Here is a 22,728-nt window from a genome sequence, read left to right on the forward strand (position 1 = left end):
GTCAGGCGGGAGCGATCTCGCGGCGCTCTGACGGTGTCAGCCGCACCGGGATGCTGCCCATACGGGGAAGGCCGGTCACCGGATCATAGCCATCCTCAACGGAGATCAGCCGGCCCGTGTTGCCACCGGTGCGGCGGGGATCGTCCGCCCCGGGATTGGTGCCGAAGCCATGTGCCATCGAGACCATGCCGGGCCGCAGCGCCGCTTCGGCCGCGACAATCGCTTCGATCTCGCCGTGCGGAGACCGGATCGTCACGCAATCGCCTTCGGCGAGCCCCAGGCGCTCGAGGTCGCTGGGATGGAGATGCGCGGGATTGGTGCCGTCACCAGCCAGTTTGGCGATCCGCCGTCCGAAGGAGTTGAGGATGGTGTTGGTCCTGCGCGGAATGAGGCGGAACGGATAGTCCGCCTCGATCGCGCGATTGTCCTCGGCCAGCAGCGCCGCCAGCTCGTCCAGCATTGGCGGCGCGGCGAGCTCCAGTCGGTCGTCATTGCCCGGCGCGCGCGGGAGGATGCGCTGATCGCTCGCGAAGACATGACCATCGGGATATTGCTTCACGCGCTCCAACGGGATCCGCGATCCCGTGCAGGACAGGTCGATCAATTGGTCGGTGGTCGGCCGGCGCTCCGTGGGGTCGAGCACGAATTCCTGCGGCGGATGCTCGGCCTGCGGGCCATTGCCGTAACGCATTGTCACCGGGATCCGCGTTCCCATCCGCGCCGCGAGGCCCCAGAAGAACGTCCAATCCTCGATGACGTCGCTGCCTGCCGGCGGTTCGACAAGCGCGGGAGTATAAGCGGCATAAGGTTCGGGGAAGCCGCGGGTGGTGCCGTAATATTTCACGCTTTCCGGCATGTAGGTCGTCATCGGCGTTTCCAGCGTCAGCCGGGGCGCGATCACATAGTGCGACAACTCGGCGGTCGCCGTCATCTCGGTGTCGAGCGTGACCAGCAGGTCCAGCGCGTTGAGCGCGGCGAAGGCGCGGTTCTGGTCCGGCCAGGCCATCATCGGGTTGCCGCCGGCGACGATCAGCGCCTTCACCTGGCCGTCGCCCGGCAGGAGGATCTCGTCGGCCAGTGCCGCAGCGGACAGGCCGCTGACGCAGCCGCCCAGCCCTCGGACACGCAGGCGCGGTTCGAAACCCCAACCCTGGAAAGGCGGCCAAGGTTGCGCGCGGGCCTCATAGGCCGGCAACAGCACATTTGGCTTGGCAAGCAACTCGCCCTCGCGCGCCCAGTGGCCGCAAAGGGTCGCGAGGCAGAGCGCCAGATATTCGGTGAGCGTCGAATGCGTCGCGAAGCTGGGGCCGGTGCCGCAACTCACCCCTGCGTTGTGGGCCGTGGCGAAGATGCGCGCCGCCTCGATCAGGTCTTCGGCGGAGATGCCGGCGCGCGCCGCCGCATGGTCGGGCGTGAAGGGTGCGACGGCCGCCCGCAATGCCGCGAGGCCCTGCGCATTGGCGGCAACGAAGTCGCGATCCTCCAGCCCTTCCGCCAGGATGACATGGATCATCGCGGCGAGGATCGCGACATCCTCGCCGGGGCGCGCCTGCATGTGAATATGCGCGCGCTTCGCGGTCTCGGTCATCCGCGGATCGACGACGATCAGCTTCGCGTTCGCGGACTGCATGTCCTTCAGCACCCGGCCCGGGTTCTGGCCGGGGAAGCCCGGCGACTTGGAGATGACAGGATTGATGCCGACGAGCAGCCAGGCATCCGCGGTGGCGAAGGCGGGTTGCCCCGCCTGCCACATGCCATGATGGGCAAGCGCGATCAGGATGCCCGGCTTGTCGATCGAGCCCGCCGTGAAAAACATCGGCGATCCGATGCCGCGCAGCCAGCCGGCGGCAACGGACATCGATCCCGCGAATGGCACTAGGCCCATGCCCACATAGAGCGCGACCGATCGCGGGCCATGCTGGTCGATGACGGCCTGCAGCCTTGCCGCGATCTCGTCCATCGCCTGTTCGGAGGGGATCGGCGTGAACCCACCCGGGCCGCGCCGAAGCGCATGAAGCAGCCGCTGTTCGCCATAATGCTGCTCGGGCAGTGCGCGGCCCTTGGGGCAGGTATAACCGCCATACAGGGGCGCGCGCGGATTGCCCGCAACCTTCGTGGCCCGGCCGCCGTCCACCGTGACCTGGATCGGGCAATAAGCCGTGCAGAGCCGGCAGATGCTGGGATGGACCTGCGCCACGCCGCCGGTCAGTCGACCAGCCGTTTGATCTGACGGTCACGATCCAGCGTCGGGTCGAGATAGCGGCCGACCTTGTAGTCGCCGGCGATCGTCGTCCGGCGCGCGCGCCGTCCGCAGTCGAGCGGCACGCCATTGGCCGAGTGGATGATCCGCCAATTGTCCCACACCAGCATGTCGTTTTCCTGCCAGTCGTGGAAATAGGCGTGGGTGGGATCGGTCAGGTGCGCGGCGAGCGCGGTCAGCAGCGCGTCGCTCTCGGCCTTGTCCATGCCCAGGACGTAGCGGGCATGCATCGGCGAGAGCTTGAGGACCTTCCGTCCGGTTTCCATCTGGGTGATCACCATCGGATGGACGACGGGCGGAAAGTCATAGCCCATGCCGCCCTTGCTCCCCGAGCCCATCTCGATGCGCTGGATGTCCGTGGGAAAGCCGAACTGTCCGGAGCAGAAATCGGGGTTGAACGCGTACACCACTTCCAGCTTCTCGATCCGCGCCTTCATCGCGTCGGACAAACGGTCATACGCCTGGATGGCGTCGATGAAGCCGGTCTCACCCATCGTTCGGGCGGGGTGCGTCATGCGCAACACCGCGCCGCGCACGATGGTGGGCATGAACGCCTGGTCCCAATGCCAGCCAAGCCAGCCCGCCCGGTCAATGCCGTCGACGGTATAGAAGGGATTGGCCCGCGCGGTCGGATTCTCCGGATCATAGGCCAGCGTCATCATGAACTGGTTGGTCGGATCGTTGAGATCCGCCGTCGCGGCCGGCTCCATCTCGCCGAAGATCGAGCTCAGCCGCATCTGCGCCTGATCGTCATTCTCGAGGCCGCGAAACAGCAGGATGCCCGCGTCGATCCACGCCTCGCGGATCGCCTGCCGCGTGCGATCGTCGATCGGGCGCGTGAGATCGGCGCCGACGATCTCACAGCCGAAGGGCGCGTCGAGCCGGCGGGCTTCGATGGAGGGGGCTTCGGTCAACATGCGATGGGCTCCGGTTGGGTGATGAGGCGGCGCAGATCCTGCGCCGCGCGATAGGCGTCGCGCACCGCTTCGCCGATGCGAGCGACCTGCGCTGCGTCGCCGATGCTGATGGTCGGAATGTCCCTATCGGCCAGCGCGTCGGCGAGGGTCGTATCCGGCACCAGCCCATGCGCGAGCAGGATGGCAGCGGCGGGCTGGTCGAACAGCGTGCCGTCGGATGCCGCCAGCACGACATGCTCGCCGTCGATCGCGTGCAGCTTGGTGTGGTCGAGGATGCGGATCGCCGCGTTCGTGCTGAGGCGCCGCAACAGATGCATGCGGTACAGCGCCTCGGCATTGCGGGCGAGGAACTTGGCATTCGACCGCGTCACCAGCAGCACATGGTGGCCGGCCTTGGCGAGATGCTCGGCGGTCTCGGTGCCGGTCTCGCCGCCGCCATAGATGACGATCGGGCGCTCGGCGGAAGAAGGCGGAACGCGCATCTCGTCGATCAGCACTTCATAGGCCGGCGCGGTCGGGAGATTGCCCCAAGCCGCCAGATCGAGCGGGGCAGGGCGGGACCCGCTGGCGAGGATGACGACGTTGGGCAGGTCGGCGCCGATCGTCTCCTGATCCACCACCGTGCCCATTCGAACCTGCACGCCGCTCTTCTCGATGCGGCGGACCAGGAAGGCGTGGTACCAGAACAGCTTATCCTTGCCCGGGGGCACCGCCGAGGTGATCAGGTTGCCCCCGAGCCGCTGGCGCTTCTCGTAGAGCGTCACCGCGAACCCGGCCTGGTCGAGCATCAGCGCCGCGGCCATGCCGCCTGGGCCGCCACCCACCACCGTCGCGCGCAGGCCCGCGCCAAAGCTGCCGATGTCGGGATCCGTCTCCTTGCCGCAGCGCGGATTCTCGGCGCAGGCGACGGGCCGGCTCTGTCCCAGCTCGCGAATGCACCAGTTGCAAGAGGTGCAGGGGCGGATCTCGTGCGCCAGCCCGCGCTGCGCCTTGATCGGCCACATCGGATCGGCAAGCAGGGCGCGGCCGAGCGATACGATGTCAGTGTCGCCGCCGAGAACCGCTTGCTCGCATTTGTCGGGCCAGCGCATCACGCCCGCGGTGATGACCGGCTTGCCGGTCGCCTCGCGGATGCGGCGGGCGTAGGGCAGGCGATCGCCCTCGGCGATCGACATCGGCTCGAGGATCAGGTCGGGGCATTCCAGGAAGCCCCAGCTGATGTCGATCGCGTCCACGCCAGCCTCGACCAGCCGCGGCGCGATGATCTCGCTGTCCTCGATGGTGAGGCCGCCGTCGACGCCGTCGACCACCGACATGCGATAGAGCAGAGGCTTGTCGCCGATCTGCGCCTTCACCGCCTTGATGACCTCCATTGGGAAGCGCAGCCGCCGTTCGAAGTCGCCGCCCCAATCGTCGTCGCGGTGGTTCATCAGCGGCGAGAGGAACTGCTGCAGCAGATAGCCGTGCGCGCCGTGCAGCATCACGCCGTCATAGCCGGCCATCATGGCGAGCCGCGCGGTGTTGGCGTAGCTGGCGATGACGCGGCGGATCTCATGATCCTCCAGCGCCCGCGGGGCTCCGCTCATGTAGATGCTCCTGAGCGGGATAGCGCTCGCCGAAACCGGCGTGGTGCCGATCACGCTTTCCTTCGTCTGCCGCCCGGCATGGGAGATCTGGATGACCGCCCGGGCGCCGCCGGCATGGATCGCGGCGGCCAACTGGGCGTGGCCGGCCTTGTAGCGCTCATTGTCGAGGCGCAGTTGCGGCACGTTGGAACTGAAGCCGTCGGTGCCGTCGACGCAGGTGAACTCCGTCATGATCAGCCCGGCGCCGCCGCGGGCGCGTTCGCTGTAATAGGCGATCACCTCCCCGTTTACCGAGCCGTCGGGATTGCCAAGATGGGTTTCCATCGGCGCCATCGCAATCCGGTTCTTGAGGCGCAGGCTGCCGATGCTGAACGGCTGGAACAGGGCTGGATAGGCCATGGATCCTCTCATGATGTTCTTGATCTTTGCGCAGCATAAACATGATGAGATGCTGGATAATCATTCGAATGAAGCGTAGATTATCCGTTGTGAGAGGATAATCATGGACCGTCTGACCAGCCTGGAAGTGCTTGTGGCGATCGTCGACCATGGCGGTTTCGGAAAGGCGGCCGAGCGGCTGGGGATGTCGTCGACAATGGTCTCGGCGCATATCGCCCGCCTTGAGGACCGACTTGGCGCGCGCCTCATTCAGCGCAGCACGCGCCGCTTTGCGCTCACCACCCAGGGCCATATCTTCCTGGACGAGGCGCGCGCGATCCTGGAAGCCGTTGGCCATGCGGAGAACCGCGTGCGCCAGGGCGCGGTGGGCCCGATGGGGAGGGTATCGATCGACGCGCCTGGGGGCATCGGCCTGCGCTTCGTAGTGCCCGCGATCCCCCACTTCCGGCGCGTTCACCCTCATGTCATGCTCGATTTGAGCGTGGGCGATCGGTCCATGCTGTTCCGTCCTGACGGGTTCGACATGATGATCCGGGTCGGCGTCGCGCCGGAGGGACGCGGCCAGATCGTCGAACTCGGACGGACACGCTTCGTTCAGGTCGCCTCGCCTGACTATCTCGCCCGGCGCGGAACGCCGCACACGATCGACGCGCTGCACGATCATGACTGCATCCTCTACGCCACCATGGAACGGCCGGTGGGGCAGTGGCGCTTCGCGCGGAACGGTGAGCGTCAGGCGCTGCGCCCCAGTGGCGTCGCTACCTTTAACAATGGCGACGCCATCGCCGCTGCGGCGGTGGCCGGCGTGGGCATCGCGCAGACGCTGGAGATGCTGGTCGTGCCTGAGCTGGGCGACGGCCGGCTGGTCCGCGTGCTGGAGGACTGGAACGAGGCGGTGATGAACATCCTGCTGTTCATCCCGCAGGAAAGCCGCAAGCGGCCGGCCGTACAGGCGGTGGCACGCTTCCTGAGCGAGGCGGTGGACTGGACCGGTCAGGCGTGAGCGCCGTGACCGGTCAGGGCCAGCAAAGATCCAGCCGCAGGACGCCGTTGACCATTCCGGTCGCGAGAACGGGTTGGGTCCCCGGCTTGATCCGGAAGTCGGGAATGCGCGCAAGCCATTCCTCAAGGAAGATGCGGATTTCGCGACGCGCCAGCACCGCGCCGGGGCAGGCATGCGGGCCATTGCCGAAGGCAGCGTGCATCGGCTTCTCCCGTTCGAAATCCACCACAAGCGGATTGACGTTCAGCCGATCGTCGGTGCCGACCCACAGGTTCGCCGGCAGGACGCGGTCGCCCGCGCGGAACTGCACGCCCTTATATTCGAAATCCTCCGGGATCACGCGCGAGGTGTTGGCGAGACCGTGGCGGCGGATCAGTTCCTCGATGGCCTGCTTCAGGAAGGCCTCGTCGTCGAGCCGTTCGACCAGCTGCCGGCGGTGGCCGGGATTCATGGCCAGGAAGCGCGCAATGAAGCCGATCATCCCGGCGACGGTGTCGAGGCCGCCGAACAGCACCAGCGAGGCATAGCTGACGGCTTCCATCTCGGAGATGCGGCTGCCGTTGATCTCGACATTGACCAGCTTGCTCAGCAGATCGTCGCCGGGCGTCTCGCGTCGGGCGATGATCTTGTCCATCAGATAGCCACCCATCGCCCGCTGCGACTGCAACCGTGTCTCGGCATCGCGCCCGCGGACCGAGGCTTCGGCGAGGGGCAGGAGGATGGCCTTGTCGGCGATTGGCAGGTCGACCAGTTCCATGAAGACATGGATGGGCAGCACCTTCGCAAAATCCTCGATGAACTCGCACTCGCCCCGCGCCTCGATAGCTTCGATCGCCTCGACAGCGACATCGCGCACCTTGTCTTCCAGCTCGGCGACGATCGCGGGCATCAGCGACTGCATCAGCGGCCGGCGGTAACGCGCGTGCTCGGGCGGGTCCATCTCCAGCGGGATCTGGCGCGGCGTGCCCTCGGGCATCGGCGGCAGGACGATATGCTTGTGCGAGAAATGCTGATAGTCCCGCTGCATGGCAAGGATGTCCTCGCCGCGCGTCGCGACCCAATGGCCGCCATTGTGCGGCGTCCAGAAAATATCCGGATTGGCTCGCTGGATCGCGGCATAGGCCGCCTGAACGTCCTCCGCCGATCCGGGAATGTCGTAAAAGTCGAAGTCGCGCACCAGTTCGGCCGGTATGTGATCGGGCCGGGTCATGTCCTCCAGGGCCATCATCTCTTCCTCTCCTCGCGATGCTCTCTCGGTCGCGTTCAGTCCTCGGGCGCGATGGTGACGCGCAGTCCGTTCAGATCATCGGTCATCGCGATCTGGCAGGACAGGCGCGAACGCTCGTCGCGATGGTCCGAACTGTCGAGCAGATCGCTCTCGTCCTCGCTCATCGGCGGCAGCAGCGTGGAGAAGGCCGCATCGACCTTCACATGGCAGGTCGCGCAGGAGCAGCATCCGCCGCACAACGCGAGCATCTCGTCGATCCCGGCATCGCGGATCGCTTCCATCAGCGACAGCCCCACATCGGCCGTCACGGTCTGTTGCTCGCCGTCACGCCGGGTGACGATGATCTCTGGCATCTTGGCTGTCTTTCCTGGATGTTTCGTTCAGTCGCCGAAGCGGACGTACAGATGCTTGGGCACCCGCATCATCGATCCGCGGATCTCGGGCCGCGGCTTGTCGGGATCGAAGCGCAGGTTCGGCAGATTGTCCATGACCGCGTGCAGTGCGCGCGTCATCTCCACGCGCGCCAGATGCTGGCCGACGCAGATGTGCGGGCCGCGCGAGAAGGAGTAATGCGGCTTGCGTTCGCGGCGGATGTCGAAGGCGTCCGGATCGGGGAAGATCGCCGGATCGCGGTTCGCCGCGCCCGCGACGACATCGAGGAGCGATCCGGCCGGGATGGCGACGCCGCCCAGCACCACATCCTCCTTTGCCATGCGCAGTTGCACCGCGACAGGTCCGTCCCAGCGCAGCGCTTCCTCGATCGCCTGGGGGATCAGCTTGCGATCGGCGCGGAGCAGCGCGTACTGGTCGGGATGCTCGAGCAGCGCCGTCAGCAGCACGCTGGTGCCGCGATAGGTGGTGTCGCCAGCGGCGTTCATCAGCTGCCGCAGGAAGGAGATCAGCACGATCTCCGGCAGATGATCGCCATCGACCTCGGTGTTGGCGAGCAGGCTGACAAGATCGTCTCCGGGATTGCGGCGGCGCTCGGCGACCAGCGCGACGAAATATTCGCCCAGTTTCCGGCCCGCCTCGACTGCCTTGTCGGTATTCACATAGTCGGTCTGGCCTATCGCGAGCCGCTGGAACGTGCCCACATCCGACGGCGGCAGGTCGAGCTGACGGTAGATCACCTCGAACGGATAGCGGAGGGTGAATTCCTCGATGAGGTCCGCATCACCGCGGCCGATGAACTTGTCCATCAAGCCGTGGACGACCGGATCGACGATCGACTCGCCCCAATGCTTGACGAACTGGGGCAGGAAGATCTTCTGGAATATCTTGCGCCAGCGGCCATGTTCGGGATTGTCCATCACGCTGATGCTGCCCATCCCGAAGGTGGCGCCCAGGTTGAACTTGTAGCCGGCGTTCGAGAAGCGATCGGTGTCGGTCAACACCGTCAGTATTTCCTCGGATCCGACGACCGTGAACATCTTGCGGTCGGGATACATCGCCGACTGCAAGCCCATCTTCGGCCGATAGTCGCCCTCAAGAACCGCACCCTGTGCCCGCCACTTCGCGATATCGGGATAAGGATCGCGGGTGTCGCCGAAATTGACCTCGTCCGAGTTGAACGGATCGTAACTCGGATCGTCGAATTCCTGAATCCTGACCGCGGTAGCCATGATCGCTTGCTCTCTCCTATGAAGTGAGCACTACATAAGTTGCGACGGCAGGGCTGTCAATTTTCAGTGGGGTCCGGCAAGCCACTTCGCGATGAGATGTTCGAGCGTGCCGATCAGCGCGCTGCGGTCGGGCGGGTCCGGAAACAGCGCGTCGGCGAGGATCACGCTCGATGCGATCATGCCGAAGCCGAGCCGCACGCCGATGTTGAGATCGAAGGGCGGCTCGATTCCGGCCGCCTCATAGCGGCGGCGCACCTGATCGACCGATTGTTCGAAAAAGGGTGCGAGGCCGCGCAAGCCTGGCGCAGCTTCCGCGCCCTCGGTTGCCGCCGGACCCGCCAGCAGCGCGCGGAACATCGCCTCATTGCCCTCGAACAGCTCGTAGACGCTGCGCGTAAAGCGCCGCGTCTCCGCCTCGCGGGGGAAGTTGGCGGTGGGATCGGGATGGAGGCGGACGAAATCCAGCATCAGCGCGTTGAAGGGCGCGATCACCACCTCGCCGAACAGTCCCGCCTTGTCGCCGTAGTAGCGGAACAGCAAAGTCTCGCTGACATCAGCGAGGCGTGCGATCTCGCGTGTCGTCGTGCTTGCATAGCCGCGCTCGGCGAAGAGCTGCCGGGCCGCGTCGCATATCCGCTGGACCACGTCCTCGCGGGTGCGGCGGCGGCGGCGGACTCGACCCTGTTCGGTGTCGGCCGGGGTCTCGGGTGTCAGTGCGTCAGCGATTGCGCCCCTCCAATATGACGTTCGCGGCATGCCAGGCCGACGCCATGATCGGCCCGTTGGTGTTGGCGGATACCATGGTCGGCATGATCGATCCGTCGATGACGCGCAACCCGTCCACGCCCTTCACGCGCAGTTTCTCGTCGAGCACCGCATCATCGAAATCGCCCATTCGGCAGGTGCCGCAGGCATGATAGCCCGCCTGCCCGATCCTGCGGAAGCCATCCAGGATCTCATCGTCGCTGATGAGCGACCGCGTCGGTTCGCGCTCGCCGCCGATGAACGGCGCCAGCGCGCTCTGGCCCATCCATGTGCGCAGGTAGCGGTGCATCGCGACGGTGACCGCGCAATCGTAGGGATCGGTCAGATAGCCCGCCCGGATCCGCGCGGGCGTCATCGGATCGGCGCCGCCGATATGCACCGATCCCTCGCTGCGCGATCGCAGCGGATAACCGAACAAGGTGAGGCTGTGCACCGTATCCGGCGCAAGATTGCCCTTGGCGTCAAGCAGCGCCACGGCGGGGGAGAGCAGGATCTCGATGTCGGGTGTCAGCGATTCGGGCAGCACCGTCGCGAACGCGCCGACATTGCCATAGCCGGCCGCCATCGGCCCGGTGCCGGACAGATAATAGCGCAGCACATTGGCGACCAGCTTTAGGCCACGCAACTGCATGTTGTGGCTGTAGGGGCCGATGACGTCGTAGGTCATCTGCAGCAGACGATGCTCCAGCATATGCTCGCCCACGCCGGGGCTGTCCGCCACCACCGCGATGCCGAGCGCCGACAGGAGCGCCGCCGATCCGACGCCCGACCGCTCGAGGATCTGGGGCGACATCAGCGCGCCGGCCGACAGGATCACCTCACGCGCGCTCGGGAAAGTCTGTATCGAGCCGTTGACGCTCGCGCGCACGCCGGTCGCGCGGCGGCCGTCGAAGATTACCTTGTCCACCACCGCGCCGGTGACGACGCGTAGGTTAGGGCGCTTGCGCGCGCGCTTCAGGAAGGTCTGGGCGCTGCTCTGGCGCTTGCCCTTCCAGATGGTGCGGCTGGTATAGCCGACGCCGCCGCGACCGGAGCGGCTGAGATCATCGACGCGCGGCACCCCCAATTGCTGGCCGGCCGCGATGAAGGCCTCGCTCAGCGCGTCGCGATCCGGCTCGATCGATACGCGCAGCGGCCCCTCGGCACCGCGCACCTCGTCACCCGGCAGTTCATGCCCTTCCAACTCGCGATAGGCCTTGGCGATGTTGTTCCAGCCCCAGCCCTTCGCCCCCAACGCCTCCCAATGGTCGTAATCCTCGGGCTGGCCGCGGAAATACATCATGCCGTTGACCGACGAGGAGCCGCCCAGCATCTTGCCGCGGATCCAGGTTTCCGACGGCACATCGTCATGTCCCTCGGTCTGGAAATACCAGATGAGGTTTGGGTTCTTGTAGAGCTTGGCGGCTCCGCGGGGCATGTGGATGAACGGGTTCTTGTCCTCGGGACCCGCCTCGAGCAGCAGCACCATGTTCGCCGGATTCTCCGACAGGCGGTCGGCCAGCACGCATCCGGCGGATCCGCCGCCGACGATGATATAGTCCCACATCATCAGATGCTCGCCCGGATGACATCGCCGATAATCGTGCGGCTGTCCTCGGCGATGTCGATCGTGTCGAACATGCGGTTGTGGCAGAACGCCACAGCGAGCTTGCTGTCCGGATCCGCCCAGCCGATCGACCCGCCCATGCCGGGATGGCACAATGCCCGCATGTTGCGCGGCGAGGAGACGGGGGGCGCCTCGGCGCCGCCAAGCCAGAAGCCGGACCAGGCGATCGGCACGACCATGCCGAAGAACACTGGGTCGGCATCCTCGAAATGCGGGCGAGGCGAAGCGAAGCTCGCGACACGGTCCTCGGAGAGCAGGCGCACACCGTTCAACTGCCCGCCATTGGCCAGCATCGCCCAGAAGCGCGCCTCGCTGCGCGCGTTGAAGATGCCGCCGACGGCGGGGATGCAGGCGCGGCGGACATAGGGGCGCTCGAACGGATCGGGCATCAGGTCGACGATCAGTGGTTGCGCTGCGCGCATCATATTGTCGTCGGGCGCGACATAGACGGCGACGTCGTCCAGCTTGGCGATGCGTGGCTCGACGGCGTCGGGAATACCCATCCACAGGTCGGTCGCACCCAGCGGATCGGCGATCTCCTCCTTGATGAACTGGCCGAACGGCCGTCGACCGGGATCGGTGCGCCGCACCACTTCGCCGATGAGCCAGCCGAAGGTCATCGACTGGTAGGAGGAGCGGCTGCCTGCAGGATAGGCCGGTTCCATCTCGGCGATGCGGCGGCACATCCAGTCCCAGTTGGTCATCAGTTCCGGCGTCACGTCCGGCGGCATGCGCAGAACCCCCGACACATGCGACAGGACGTGGCGCACGGTGACGTCTCCCTTGCCGGCGGCAGCGAAGTCCGGCCAGTAGCTTGCGACGGGTGCATCATAGTCGACCAGCCCGCGCTCGACCTGGATGTGCATCGCAGTAGCGGAGACCGCCTTCGACACAGAGTAGACGTTGAACAGCGTATCGCCGTCCACCGGCTGACCGGTCTCGGGATTGGCGAGGCCGGCCCAGCAGTCGACGATCTGTTCCTCGCCCAGCCAGGCGCAGACCTGCAGGCCGATCTCCTTGCCGTCCGCAACGAGGCGATCGAGCGTTTCCTGCACTGCCTGGTTGACCTTCGTCGTCATCCTCTAAGCCTTTCGTTCTTGCCACCGTTGCCAGATTTACTATCAAGTGCGCACTTCATAACAAACTGAGGCGCGAGGGGAAGGACCATGGCGGACGGGTACGAGAATATCGTCATTTCGAAGGCGGATGGCGTCGTCGAGCTGCGCATCCACCACCGCGGCGGCCCGGCGCAGTGGGCGTCGTGGGGCGGGCTGCACCGCGAGCTGGGGCTTGCTTTCGCGGAAGTCTCGGCCGATCCCGATCTGCGCGTCCTGCTGATCACCGGCACCGGCGACACGTTCTGTGCGTCCTTCCAGACCGATGTCGAGATGCCCGCGATGTCTGCCGCCACCTGGGATGTCATCCTGCGCGAAGGGCGCAGCCTGCTGCACAATCTGCTCGCGATCGAGGTGCCAGTGATCGCAGCGGTCAACGGCCCGGCCTTCATCCATGCCGAGATCCCGCTGCTTGCCGATATCGTGCTGGCCACGGAGACGGCGGTGTTTGCGGACAAGCCGCATGCTGCCGCGGGCGTAGTGCCGGGTGACGGCGTGCAGGCAATCTGGCCGCTGCTGCTCGGCCCGAACCGCGGACGCTATTTCCTGATGACCGGGCAGGAGATCGGCGCCGAGGAAGCGCTGGCGCTCGGGATGGTCGGGGAGGTGCTTCCGGGCGATCGCTTGATGCCGCGCGCGCGTGAGCTCGCCGCCATGATCGCGGCGCGGCCCGCAATCACCAATCGCTACACGCGCGTCCTGCTGACACGCCAGCTTCGCGAGCGGCTGGCGGCGGAACTCGACCAGGGCCTCGCGATGGAAGGTATGGCGATCCTCGCGGCGATGGGGCGTTAGCCGCGCTCGCGTCCGGATCGCGGCGGCGCTATACGCCCTGGGCGGTTCCACGGTTCGAAGGCGCGCGGAGAATGACGGCGGACGGCCCATCCGATCGACCGGATCCAGGCATCCCATATTATGCGGATCGCCTCGCGGACATCGACATGTCGCCGCTGGTAGCGATGCGGCAGATGCTGATCGTCAGCCATCTCGTGATGACAGATCTTGAGCGTATCGCGGACCGTCTCGGGTACAGCTTTGCCGACCTGCATCTGCTCGGGCGGATCGGGATCGATCTTGGCCGTCCGGTGCGCGCCACCGATCTCACCACCTGGCTCTTCATCTCCAACGCGGCACTATCAGGCCGGATCGGCCGGCTGGAGAAGGACGGCCTGTTGATCCGGCGGCGCAGCGCTGACGATCATCGCTCGATGGAACTGTCGCTGACCCCCCGGGGCGAGGAACTGGTCGATGCGTGCATCCGCGAACTGGTCGGCACGGCCAAGATCGCGAAACTGTTCGCTGGCATGGACCCGGCGGAGATGCGCGGCTTCAGCGCCGTGCTCACCAAGGTACAGGGCGCGCTGGAACGTGACTTCATCCCCTGAGCTCGGTTAACCCCTTAATGAAATCACGCTGGCCGAAATGCCCGCGCCCAATGCAATGCCGGTTCCGCACATGCACGAAGAAGGGCACGTGAAGCGCTGCCCGCGCGGAGAGATGGTATGAAGGCACGTCTGCCCAGGATCGACTATGCCGATATCCGACCCAACTGGGCGCCGATCCCGGAATTTGCGCATCAGGTGAACGCGTCGTCGACTATTCCGTCCTTCGTCGAGCCTTGGCTGATCCAAGTAATGCGGCGGGCGAAGGGGTTGTTGCCGGCCGACCATGTCGAACTGCATGAGCAGGTCGCAATCTTCATCGCGCAGGAAGCGCAGCATTACCGCCAGCATAACGGCTTCAACAAGCGTATCCGAGAGCTTTACCCGCAGATCATTCCGCACGAGCAAAAGATCGAACGCGAATATGCGGAGATGCTGAGCGGCCGTTCGCTGAAGTTCTGCCTCGCATATTCCGAAGGCTTCGAATCGATGGGGCCGATCGCCGCCCGAATGTGGTTCGAGGATTATGCGCCCTATCTCGAAGGCGCCGATTACGAAGCGGTGGCGCTGTGGAAATGGCACATGGCCGAGGAATATGAGCATCGCGAGGTCTGCTTCCAGCTGTTCAAGGCGCTCTACGCGCGCACGCTATGGGGCAGGATTTGGAATGGCTGGATTTATCGCTGCTACGGCTTCGTCTGCACGATCCGGCATCTCGGCGGCTACAGCAAGGCGGTTTACCGCGAACTCATCAAGGCCGACCGCGAACGTATGTCGCCCGACGAGGTAGAACAATCCCGGCAGCGTCAACGCGCCTTCGGCACGTTCATGAAGCGCCACACGATCCGCGACCTGCTCGGCGTGTTCTCTCCCTTCTACAACCCGCGCGACCGTCGCGAACCGGCAGGCCTCGGCGCCTATTTGCAGCGTTTCGAACGGGGCGGGGACATGGGCCGGGTCTCGGCGCCGGGAGAACTTGCCGGCACCTGAGCACCCCGCCGCGTTCAATCCTCAGGCGCGATGATGACGGTCAGGCCGGACAACGCCGCGCGGTAGGGTATCTGGCACGACAGCCGCGAGCGTGGGTCGCGGTGGCCGGAGCTGTCGAGCAGATCATTCTCGTCCTCGCTCATGTCCTGAAGCAGGTCGACGAAAGCGGGATCCACATAGATATGGCAGGTGGCGCAGGAACAGCAGCCCCCGCACAGCGCCAGCAGCTCGTCGAAGCCGTTGTCGCGCAGCAACTCCATCACCGACAGGCCTTCCTCGGCCTCGACGACGCGCTCTTGCCCGCTTCGATTGATGACTTTCAACATGCGTCTTCCATCTCCTTTCGACCCTCCGGCCGCATCATGGTCAACCATTGGCGATCGCGGGGGTCAGGCGACGGCCCAGCGCAACGGCAGTTGCAGAACGCCGTTGACGGTGCCGGTCTGCTGGACCACCGGCTGATCGGGGTCGATCCCGAAATCGGGGATGCGCGCCAGCCACTCCTCCAGCAGGATGCGCATTTCCAGCCGCGCGAGATTGGCGCCGGCGCAGCGATGCGGCCCCCAGCCGAAGGTTGCCGTCTGGCCCAGCACCCGGCCGAAATCGACACTGCAGGCCTCGGGGAACTGGTCATCATCCAGTCCGTGGAGGCAGTTGGGGATGACCACGATCTCGCCGGCCTTAACCGCGACGCCGTCAAGTTCGATATCCTGCGCCGCCGTGCGGACATTGTTGGCGACGCCGTGGCGCCGCATCAGTTCTTCCACCGCAAACGACACTTTTGACGGATTGTCGCGGATCCATTGGCGGTGCTGGGGATGCAGCGCGAGATGGCGCATCACAAATGCCATCATCGCCGCGACGGTGTCGAGGCCGGCGAACAGCAGCAGCATGGCCGTTCCCATGATCTGTTCGCGGGAGAGGGGCTCGCCGTTCACCCTTGCGTGGACGATGGTGGAGAGCAGGTCGTCGCCGGGGCATTCGCGGCGACGGTCGACCCACTGCTCGAGATAGGCGACCATCTCGAAGAAGGCGGCGGAGCGCCGATCCTGGGTCGGCGACCGGGAGGCTGCACGGGCGAGCGTGTGGAGCGTCACCCGATCCTCCACCGGCAGATCGACGATCGTCAGGAAGATGGCCAACGGCATCACGAGCGAGAAGTCGGCGACGAACTCGCAACCGCCCCTGGGGTACAACTCGTCGATCAGTTCGCGTGCCAGCGCGCGCGCAGTCACGCCGTAGCGCTGCACCGCGGCGGGCCGGAAGGCAGGATCGATAAGCGCCCGATAGGTCTGATGATCGATTCCGTCGAGCTGGATCGGCAGCAACTGAAGGGGAAATTTTCCGGGCGGAATGCCGACCTCGCGATTGGAGAAAAGGTCGGGAGAGCGATAGATCTGCTCGATGAGCGCGCCGCGCGTCGCGATCCAGTGGCCGCCATGCCGTGGCGTCCAGATCAGCGCCCCATGCGCGCGCAGCGCTCTCCATCGCGATTGTGCATCGCCGTCGGCAAGCGGCAAGTCGAAGATGTCGATGTCGACGACCCGATTATGGGGAACATGGCTGATCGTGGGGTTCAGAGCGTCAGGCTGCACATCTCGTCCTATCCATCAGTGCGATCAGCGCCGATCGCCGCTGCGCGGAGGCGATCCTATGTCTCCGCCAGCACGCCTGCGGAACAGGATTTAGATAAAGGCCTTAAGCATCTCCCGGGATGCCCGCCGCGATCGCGCGGTCCAGCTCCCTGTGCAGGCTCCCGACGATACGGGTCAGCGCAGCACGATCATCCTGCGAAAGTTGGTCGAGGGCACGCACCATATGAGCGTCCTTGACGAACGCCTCGACCGACGCGTCGGCGATGCGCCTGCCTTCGTCTGTCAGCATCAGCGCGAACGCGCGCCTGTCACCGTCTTGGCGTTGCTTGTGCAGCAAGCCGGCCTGCACGAGCCGATCGATCCGCGTCGACAGCGCCGCCTGGGAGACGTTGAGCGTTGCTGCGAGATCGACAGCGCGGATGGGCTGCGGTCGCTCAATCCTCACCGTTCCCAGGAGATGAACGTCAGCGATGCTGAGACCGAAGCGCCGTGATATCCGATCCAAATCGGTAGAGACGATGTGACCCAAGGTGAAGACGTGCCACATCGGCGCGAGCTTTCTGACATCGACCTGTGGCATTATTTGCCCATAGAAGATCATGCCTGTTTCGACGGCTTCGAGCGGCGAGTTCTTCATCATTTGCGCCTTCGACTGGAGACCGTGATTCGTTCTCGATCGAAACCTTGCGAGGCGTCGGGGGAACCGCAGTCAGTCTGTCCCCTCAGCAGCCCGTGTTCCACTCGATCCGTCAAGACCGGGCTCGGGGACGGCCCGCTACTTATCACATAGCTGATGCATGCATGATGCATCCGGTTCGATCGAGCAGGTGCGCGACGCGTCCGGTCCGAGCTTTTCGCAACGCAAAGCGGTGGTGGTGGTCGTTTGCGAATAAGGCTGGTCGAGGTGGTACGCATCTTGTGATTGTTGCAGCGAGGAAGAATTGACCCGCGTGCTGGACACACCTGATAGGTGATTTTAGTGTCATCGGACGGATGGGTCATGCGGTAACAAAGCCGGCAAACGGCAGCACCGTCGATGTGAGAGGATTGGACCATGATCAGTAAGCTGGACGGTCTCGCAAACAATACATGTTCAATCGCGCTTGCGATCGTGGCCATCTACCTCGTCGCTCAGATCCTGATCTATCTCTTGGGAGTGTAGGCGACGCGGCAGCCCCGGTCGGCCAGCAGCCACCGCGCTTTCGACAATTCGTCGTGCAGGGCCGCCGCGCCGACCCAGTACTTGATCTGACCGGCGGTCATGAAGAAGCTCAAGGTGCATTGGCATCGGCGGCGGCATGGAGTCTGGTGTTCATTCCGCCTTCGGTGCGGTGTGCCTTCAGGTAGGTTGCATCGATCATCACCGTCTTGCGCTCGGCGCCGGCAGCAGCCAGCCCCTCCATTATCCGGGCGAACACGCCCGCAGTGCCCCACCGCTTCTACAGCGTCTTGTGGGGCCCGCAGTCCTCCGGAGCATCCCGCCAGCGTAGCCTGTTGAGGTTGACGAGGAGATCCCGTTCAACACCGCCGATCATCCACCCGGGGCCTCCCGTGGCTCCTCGGAAAACACGGCTCGGGCCGCGCCATCTGCTCGTCTGTCAGCCAGCACAGGTCGCTCACATTCGGTCTCTCTACGGAGCCGGAAGCAGATCTCGCCTCTCACATCAATGGGTCCTAACCCTAGGCTGATCTGGTCTCGCAGCGAAAAGCATTTTCAAGAAAAGCTAGTGTGCTGATGATGCATCGGAGATACAGATCCGGATCGAAACGCGGTCCCTCATCGCGAAGAAAGGCGTGCTGTGCGTTGACTTCATGCCACTCAAAATTCGCGTTTACGCTTTCAAGGCGATCACGGATGATCGCCCGTCCACTTGCCGGAATATGGGGGTCGTGCCGTCCCCAGACGAACATGATCTGCGCCTTCAGGTCCGCCATGCGGGAAAGGCTGTCGTCCGACTGTCCAAGTCCGAGTGATCCGGAATGGATGTCCGTTGGATAGAAGCACGCGGCGGCAGTTACGCGCGGATCAAGCGCCGCGCGATAGGCTAGATGGCCGCCAAGACAAATGCCGAATGTTGCGATGCGCCCGCTGCAAACGGGATGCCGGGCCAGCGCGGATATTGCTGCTGCCGCATCGGCTTCGTAGGCGGACAGCGTCTTTCTATATTTGAGCTCGTTGCCGCGGGCTGTACCCGCGGCATCGTAGCCGAGCACTGTGCCGGCCGGCTCATACTCATGGTAAACCTCGGGCACGCCGACGATATATCCGTGGCCCGCGAGGATTGCGGAAAGGCGCCGTATCGGCTGTGTCACCTGGTAGATCTCGGAGAAGAGCAGAATCGCAGGGAAGCGAACGTCCGCTGCCGGACGGAAGACATGCATCCGCATCGCGCCGGCTGGGGCGACCGCGATATCCACGGTTTCGGCGGCAGCGAGGATCACCGGGGCGCCGCCGTCGGATTGCCCAGCGCGCGCCGAGACGCCGATCTGGTAGCCGGGCACCGCTCGACGAATGGGGGGGTAAAGGCCTGCAATTCAATGCATCTCCAGCCAACGCCGCGTGTCTCCGCCATTTCTTAAATCCTTTCAAATATACCGCCGAGTGCTCATATTTGGAAAGATTGTCGACGTCGACATTTTTACGTTGACGGTGTCGTGAGCCCCCCACTAGAAGGACGCATAAGATGGCGGGCCACCCGGTGGACAGCGAGGGGACGGCAGGGCGCCGAGCAAGATGTCGTCCGAAAATGGCGACCGCGGCAGGAGAGGCCAATATCAGATGATGATATCCGAGAAGATTTTCCGCAGATGTGCGGGAGCGGCTAGCTCACTGGGCCGATCGCAGAGACGTGTCTTTATTTTAAATCCCTGATTCACCGCTGATATGGCTGAGATATTTGCGAAGATATCGTTGGTCATATTGACGAGATATCTAAAAATGTCGGACAATCAGAGGTTGAGTGCACTGTATCATGTCGAATGACGACCTTTTTGCGGCAGTTGAAGCCGGAGGCACCAAGTTTATCTGCGCCTTCGTAGGGCGGCAGGGGCACGTGCTCGAACAAATAACCCTGCCGACCTTAACCCCCGGCGAGACGTTCGCCGCAGTGGCGAGCTTCTTCGAGGCGGCCGCCCTCCGGCATGGCCGACCGGCGGCGGCGGGGCTGGCTTCGTTCGGTCCCATCGAGCTCGATCCATCGGCGTCGTCATTCGGACGCATCTTGAAAACGCCGAAAGCAGGCTGGGACGGAGCGGACATCCGGGGTGCGCTGGCGGCTGCGACGCGCGCGCCGGTGGCGATTGACACCGACGTGAATGCTGCCGCGTTGGGCGAAAACCTGCAGGGTGCCGCCCGGGATGTTCGCAATTTCGCCTATGTCACGGTCGGAACGGGGATCGGCGTTGGTATCATGCTCAACGGGCAGGTTCGATCGCCTTTTCCTCACACCGAGATAGGCCATATCCGGGTCCCGCGGGCGCCAGGAGACCTGTTTGTCGGTGCGTGTCCGTTTCATGGCGATTGCCTCGAAGGCCTTGCCTCGGGGCCGTCGATGCATCTCCGATGGAAGCAGGGCGCGGAGACACTCGAAACGGATCACCCGGGCTGGGCATATACCAGCCACTACATCGCGTCGCTGTGCGTGAACCTGACGTACGCCTTGCGGCTCGAGCGCATCGTTCTGGGCGGCGGGGTCATGTCCGCCCCGTCGCTCCTGGCGCGCATCCGAGAAGACTTCATGCGGCTGATGGGCGGATACGCGATTGGGAGGCATGCGGCAGACCCGGAAACCTTCTTGGTCGCTCCGGTCTTGGTCGACCCCTCTCCGGGCCTCGTCGGCGCGATCGAAATGGCGCGTATCGCAGCCGCGAAGGCTTTCCACTAATGCGTCCCACCACGCTTGCGACGATGATCGCAGCGCTTGCCGCGACGGCGTGCGGCGACAGACCTTCCAATAACCGCACTGTGCTCAAGGTGTGGCAGCATCAAACAGGCCTTGAAGAGACGGCCGCGAACCGCCAGCTGTTGGCCCGTTTCGATACTAAATTTCCGGGTATCGATGTCGTCGACCAGACCATACCGCAGGGCTCATACCCCCAGTCCATTCTTGCCGCCGCGATGGCTGACCGCTTGCCGTGCGTGCTGACGGTCGACAGTCCGATGGTGCCGTCATTCGTTTGGGCGGGGCACATTCGCCCGCTGGAAGAGCTTGTGCCGGCAACCACCTTTGCCGAGATCGCGCCAGCAGCGCTCGGCCGGTATAACGGGCATATCTATGCCGTCGGCCAATTCGACGCAGCGCTTGCCCTGTTTACCCGCCGCTCCACGCTCGAATTGATCGGCGCGCGCATACCCACTGTCCAGGAACCATGGTCGGGTGAAGAGTTTAATGCTGTTCTTCGGAAGATCAAGGCAAGTGGCCGTTGGCAGGTTCCGCTCGATCTCGGGACACGGGAACCCAATCCGAATTGGTGGACGTACGCGTATAGCCCGATGCTTCAGAGTTTCGGTGGGGACCTGATCGATCGGCAGAATATGCGGAGTGCGGAAGGGACGTTGAACGGCCCGGCGGCCCGTCGATGGGCGAACTGGTTTCGCATGTTGTTTCGCGAGGATCTGGCGCGCCGGCAGGAGCCGGACGATCAGAGCCTGCTCCGCGGAAGGGCGGCGATCGCCTATACCGGCAACTGGCGTACGCCGGAACTCGAAGAAGCGTTCGGCAACGACCTTCTGGTTCTACCCCCGCCCGACTTCGGCCGGGGGCCGGTTATTGGGGGCGGCAGCTGGCAATGGGCGGTCAGCACGAGCTGCGGGCATCCCAGGGAAGCGGCGGCCTTCATTAAACACCTTGTCAGCACCAGCGAAATCGCGGCAATGGCTTCGGCCGCCGGCATGATCCCGTCGACCGAAGCGGCGGCAGAGCGCACGACCCGCTTTCGCCGCGGCGGTGACTGGCGGACCTTCCTCGACCTGTCGCGCGCCTATGCACGATCGCGGCCCGCTACCCCCGCATTCGCGACCCTGTCGACCACCTGGTACCGCACGGCACGGGACATCATGGACGGCGCCGACCCGCAGGATGCGCTTGACGACGCCGTCGACGAGATCGATCAGGCGATCGCGGACAATGGCGGGTTTGCCGTTGCCCAGCGAGCGCCGCGATGAGGCCGGCCTGGATGCGGCGAGGTGTGCTCGCCTTCCTGTTCGGAACGCCGGCGATGCTCGGCCTGATCGTCTTCCTGATCATCCCGTTCCTGATGGCCTTCGCGCTGACCCTCACCGATCAGAAGCTGCTGTCGCCACAAGCCACGCATGTTGTCGGCCTGACGAACTATGAGCGTCTTCTTGGCCTTGCCGTGATGCGCCAGGCGGGAATGTCCGATCCTGGCGGCGCCACCGCTTTCCCCCGTATCCGCGACGTTACTCGCCACTCCGTCCGCTTCGAAGGCTATAAGCCGCTCGCTCAGGCCACTGCAGGATCTTCGCGCTATGTCCTTCTCGCGCGCGACCCCATCTTCATTCGGTCGGTACTGAACACGGCGCTGTTCGCGTTGATGGTGGTTCCGGTGCAGGGCGGCCTGGCGCTGGCAATGGCTTTGCTGGTCAACGCCGGCCTGTCGGGCCAACGTGTGTTCCGAACAATCTATTTCTCGCCAGTCGTGATGTCGATGGTCGTGGTGGCAGTGATCTGGGCGTTCCTGTTCAATCGCGACATCGGGCTCCTCAACCAGTTCCTGCACTGGGCCTCGTTCGGACACATCGATCCTGTCGACTGGCTCGGCACTTCCGCCACGGCAATGCCGGCGATCGTCCTCATGTCCGCGTGGCAGGGAGCGGGACTGCAGATGCTGATCTTTCTCGCGGGACTCCAGGCGATCCCGAAAGAGCTCTACGACGCCGCGCGGATCGATGGCGCCACGGCTTGGCAACGGTTTGTCAATGTGACGCTACCCGGGCTGTCTCGCACCATCGCCTTCGTCGTCATCATCACGACGATTGCAGCCTTCGGTCTGTTTACCCAGGTGGATGTGATGACGCAGGGCGGACCCGCCAATGCGACCGGCACCGTGATGTTCTACGCGATCGAACGCGGGGTGAGGGGCCAGGACATCGCCTATGGCTCGACGATCACCGTGGTTTACTTCGTACTGATCGCGTCGCTCGCCCTCCTTCAGCAGCGCTTCTTCGCACGCCGGGCGGACAAACGATGACACATGCTCCCGACGCCACCTCCCGCGCCGCGCGTTTTGCGCTCTACGCG

20 protein-coding genes and 1 pseudogene are annotated in these 22,728 nt (G+C 64.6%); 7 read left to right on the plus strand and 14 right to left on the minus strand.

The features are described from left to right. Window position 1: 1 nt before the first annotated feature. Genes FHS96_RS19325 through FHS96_RS19335 form a run of 3 tightly spaced genes read right to left on the minus strand, consistent with a single transcriptional unit; the run spans window position 2 to window position 5,162 of the window. A complete protein-coding gene (locus FHS96_RS19325) occupies window positions 2–2,197 on the minus strand; it encodes a molybdopterin-containing oxidoreductase family protein (RefSeq protein ID WP_429595408.1) in 2,196 nt (731 codons plus the stop codon). Window positions 2,198–2,205: 8 nt separating this feature from the next. Beyond that, complete coding sequence (locus FHS96_RS19330; protein WP_429595411.1) at window positions 2,206–3,177, minus strand: TauD/TfdA dioxygenase family protein; 972 nt, start codon at window positions 3,175–3,177, stop codon at window positions 2,206–2,208. Then, a complete protein-coding gene (locus FHS96_RS19335; RefSeq protein ID WP_429595414.1) occupies window positions 3,171–5,162 on the minus strand; it encodes an oxidoreductase in 1,992 nt (663 codons plus the stop codon). Before FHS96_RS19335 ends, FHS96_RS19330 begins: the two co-directional genes overlap by 7 nt. A gap of 103 nt (window positions 5,163–5,265) precedes the next feature. On the opposite strand from FHS96_RS19335, the gene FHS96_RS19340 reads away from it, so the two are divergent. Beyond that, window positions 5,266–6,165, plus strand: coding sequence for a LysR family transcriptional regulator (locus FHS96_RS19340; protein ID WP_429595417.1), 900 nt, complete (start codon window positions 5,266–5,268; stop codon window positions 6,163–6,165). Between the two features lie 13 nt (window positions 6,166–6,178). On the opposite strand, the gene FHS96_RS19345 is transcribed toward FHS96_RS19340, so the two are convergent. From FHS96_RS19345 to FHS96_RS19370, 6 genes are all read right to left on the minus strand, one after another. Continuing rightward, window positions 6,179–7,393 carry a cytochrome P450 gene (locus tag FHS96_RS19345; protein ID WP_429595420.1) on the minus strand — a complete coding sequence of 405 codons (1,215 nt, stop codon included), beginning with the start codon at window positions 7,391–7,393 and terminating at the stop codon, window positions 6,179–6,181. A 35-nt stretch (window positions 7,394–7,428) separates the two neighbouring features. Continuing rightward, window positions 7,429–7,746 (minus strand): 2Fe-2S iron-sulfur cluster-binding protein, encoded by a 318-nt coding sequence (locus tag FHS96_RS19350; protein ID WP_429595423.1) that lies wholly within the window; start codon window positions 7,744–7,746, stop codon window positions 7,429–7,431. Between the two features lie 27 nt (window positions 7,747–7,773). After that, entirely contained in the window at window positions 7,774–9,015 is a 1,242-nt protein-coding gene (locus FHS96_RS19355; RefSeq protein ID WP_429595426.1) for a cytochrome P450, read from the minus strand. A 63-nt stretch (window positions 9,016–9,078) separates the two neighbouring features. Next, a complete protein-coding gene (locus tag FHS96_RS19360) occupies window positions 9,079–9,771 on the minus strand; it encodes a TetR/AcrR family transcriptional regulator (RefSeq protein WP_429595429.1) in 693 nt (230 codons plus the stop codon). Further along, window positions 9,734–11,329 (minus strand): GMC family oxidoreductase, encoded by a 1,596-nt coding sequence (locus FHS96_RS19365; RefSeq protein ID WP_429595432.1) that lies wholly within the window; start codon window positions 11,327–11,329, stop codon window positions 9,734–9,736. The genes FHS96_RS19360 and FHS96_RS19365 overlap by 38 nt, the downstream gene beginning before the upstream one ends. Next, complete coding sequence (locus FHS96_RS19370) at window positions 11,329–12,465, minus strand: serine hydrolase domain-containing protein (protein WP_429595435.1); 1,137 nt, start codon at window positions 12,463–12,465, stop codon at window positions 11,329–11,331. Before FHS96_RS19370 ends, FHS96_RS19365 begins: the two co-directional genes overlap by 1 nt. Window positions 12,466–12,552: 87 nt before the next feature. Between FHS96_RS19370 and FHS96_RS19375 the strand changes: the two genes are divergently transcribed. From FHS96_RS19375 to FHS96_RS19385, 3 genes are all read left to right on the plus strand, one after another. After that, a complete protein-coding gene (locus FHS96_RS19375) occupies window positions 12,553–13,296 on the plus strand; it encodes an enoyl-CoA hydratase/isomerase family protein (RefSeq protein WP_429595438.1) in 744 nt (247 codons plus the stop codon). 71 nt (window positions 13,297–13,367) lie between these two features. Continuing rightward, entirely contained in the window at window positions 13,368–13,886 is a 519-nt protein-coding gene (locus FHS96_RS19380; protein WP_429595441.1) for a MarR family winged helix-turn-helix transcriptional regulator, read from the plus strand. Between the two features lie 117 nt (window positions 13,887–14,003). Then, a complete protein-coding gene (locus FHS96_RS19385) occupies window positions 14,004–14,873 on the plus strand; it encodes a metal-dependent hydrolase (RefSeq protein ID WP_429595444.1) in 870 nt (289 codons plus the stop codon). A 14-nt stretch (window positions 14,874–14,887) separates the two neighbouring features. Here the strand turns inward: FHS96_RS19385 and FHS96_RS19390 are convergent, their stop codons facing one another. The 5 genes and pseudogenes from FHS96_RS19390 to FHS96_RS19410 form a co-directional block, all read right to left on the minus strand. Next, entirely contained in the window at window positions 14,888–15,199 is a 312-nt protein-coding gene (locus tag FHS96_RS19390) for a 2Fe-2S iron-sulfur cluster-binding protein (RefSeq protein ID WP_429595447.1), read from the minus strand. 63 nt (window positions 15,200–15,262) lie between these two features. Continuing rightward, window positions 15,263–16,468: a cytochrome P450 gene (locus FHS96_RS19395; protein ID WP_429595450.1), complete on the minus strand. Its 1,206-nt coding sequence runs from the start codon at window positions 16,466–16,468 to the stop codon at window positions 15,263–15,265. Between the two features lie 103 nt (window positions 16,469–16,571). After that, window positions 16,572–17,105, minus strand: a complete 534-nt coding sequence (locus FHS96_RS19400; protein ID WP_429595453.1) for a MarR family winged helix-turn-helix transcriptional regulator — start codon at window positions 17,103–17,105, stop codon at window positions 16,572–16,574. Between the two features lie 536 nt (window positions 17,106–17,641). Then, a pseudogene (locus FHS96_RS19405) lies at window positions 17,642–18,088 on the minus strand (transposase); the annotation flags it as partial. 60 nt (window positions 18,089–18,148) lie between these two features. Continuing rightward, window positions 18,149–18,970, minus strand: coding sequence for a dienelactone hydrolase family protein (locus FHS96_RS19410; protein ID WP_429595456.1), 822 nt, complete (start codon window positions 18,968–18,970; stop codon window positions 18,149–18,151). Between the two features lie 470 nt (window positions 18,971–19,440). Between FHS96_RS19410 and FHS96_RS19415 the strand changes: the two genes are divergently transcribed. Genes FHS96_RS19415 through FHS96_RS19425 form a run of 3 tightly spaced genes read left to right on the plus strand, consistent with a single transcriptional unit; the run spans window position 19,441 to window position 22,678 of the window. Then, window positions 19,441–20,352 (plus strand): ROK family protein, encoded by a 912-nt coding sequence (locus FHS96_RS19415; protein ID WP_429595459.1) that lies wholly within the window; start codon window positions 19,441–19,443, stop codon window positions 20,350–20,352. Next, complete coding sequence (locus tag FHS96_RS19420; protein WP_429595462.1) at window positions 20,352–21,632, plus strand: extracellular solute-binding protein; 1,281 nt, start codon at window positions 20,352–20,354, stop codon at window positions 21,630–21,632. Before FHS96_RS19415 ends, FHS96_RS19420 begins: the two co-directional genes overlap by 1 nt. Continuing rightward, on the plus strand, window positions 21,629–22,678 hold the full coding sequence (locus tag FHS96_RS19425) for a carbohydrate ABC transporter permease (protein ID WP_429595465.1): 1,050 nt from the start codon (window positions 21,629–21,631) through the stop codon (window positions 22,676–22,678). Before FHS96_RS19420 ends, FHS96_RS19425 begins: the two co-directional genes overlap by 4 nt. Window positions 22,679–22,728 lie beyond the last annotated feature (50 nt).

It is taken from the genome of Sphingomonas zeicaulis, from assembly GCF_050433225.1.
GTDB lineage: Bacteria > Pseudomonadota > Alphaproteobacteria > Sphingomonadales > Sphingomonadaceae > Sphingomonas_D > Sphingomonas_D zeicaulis.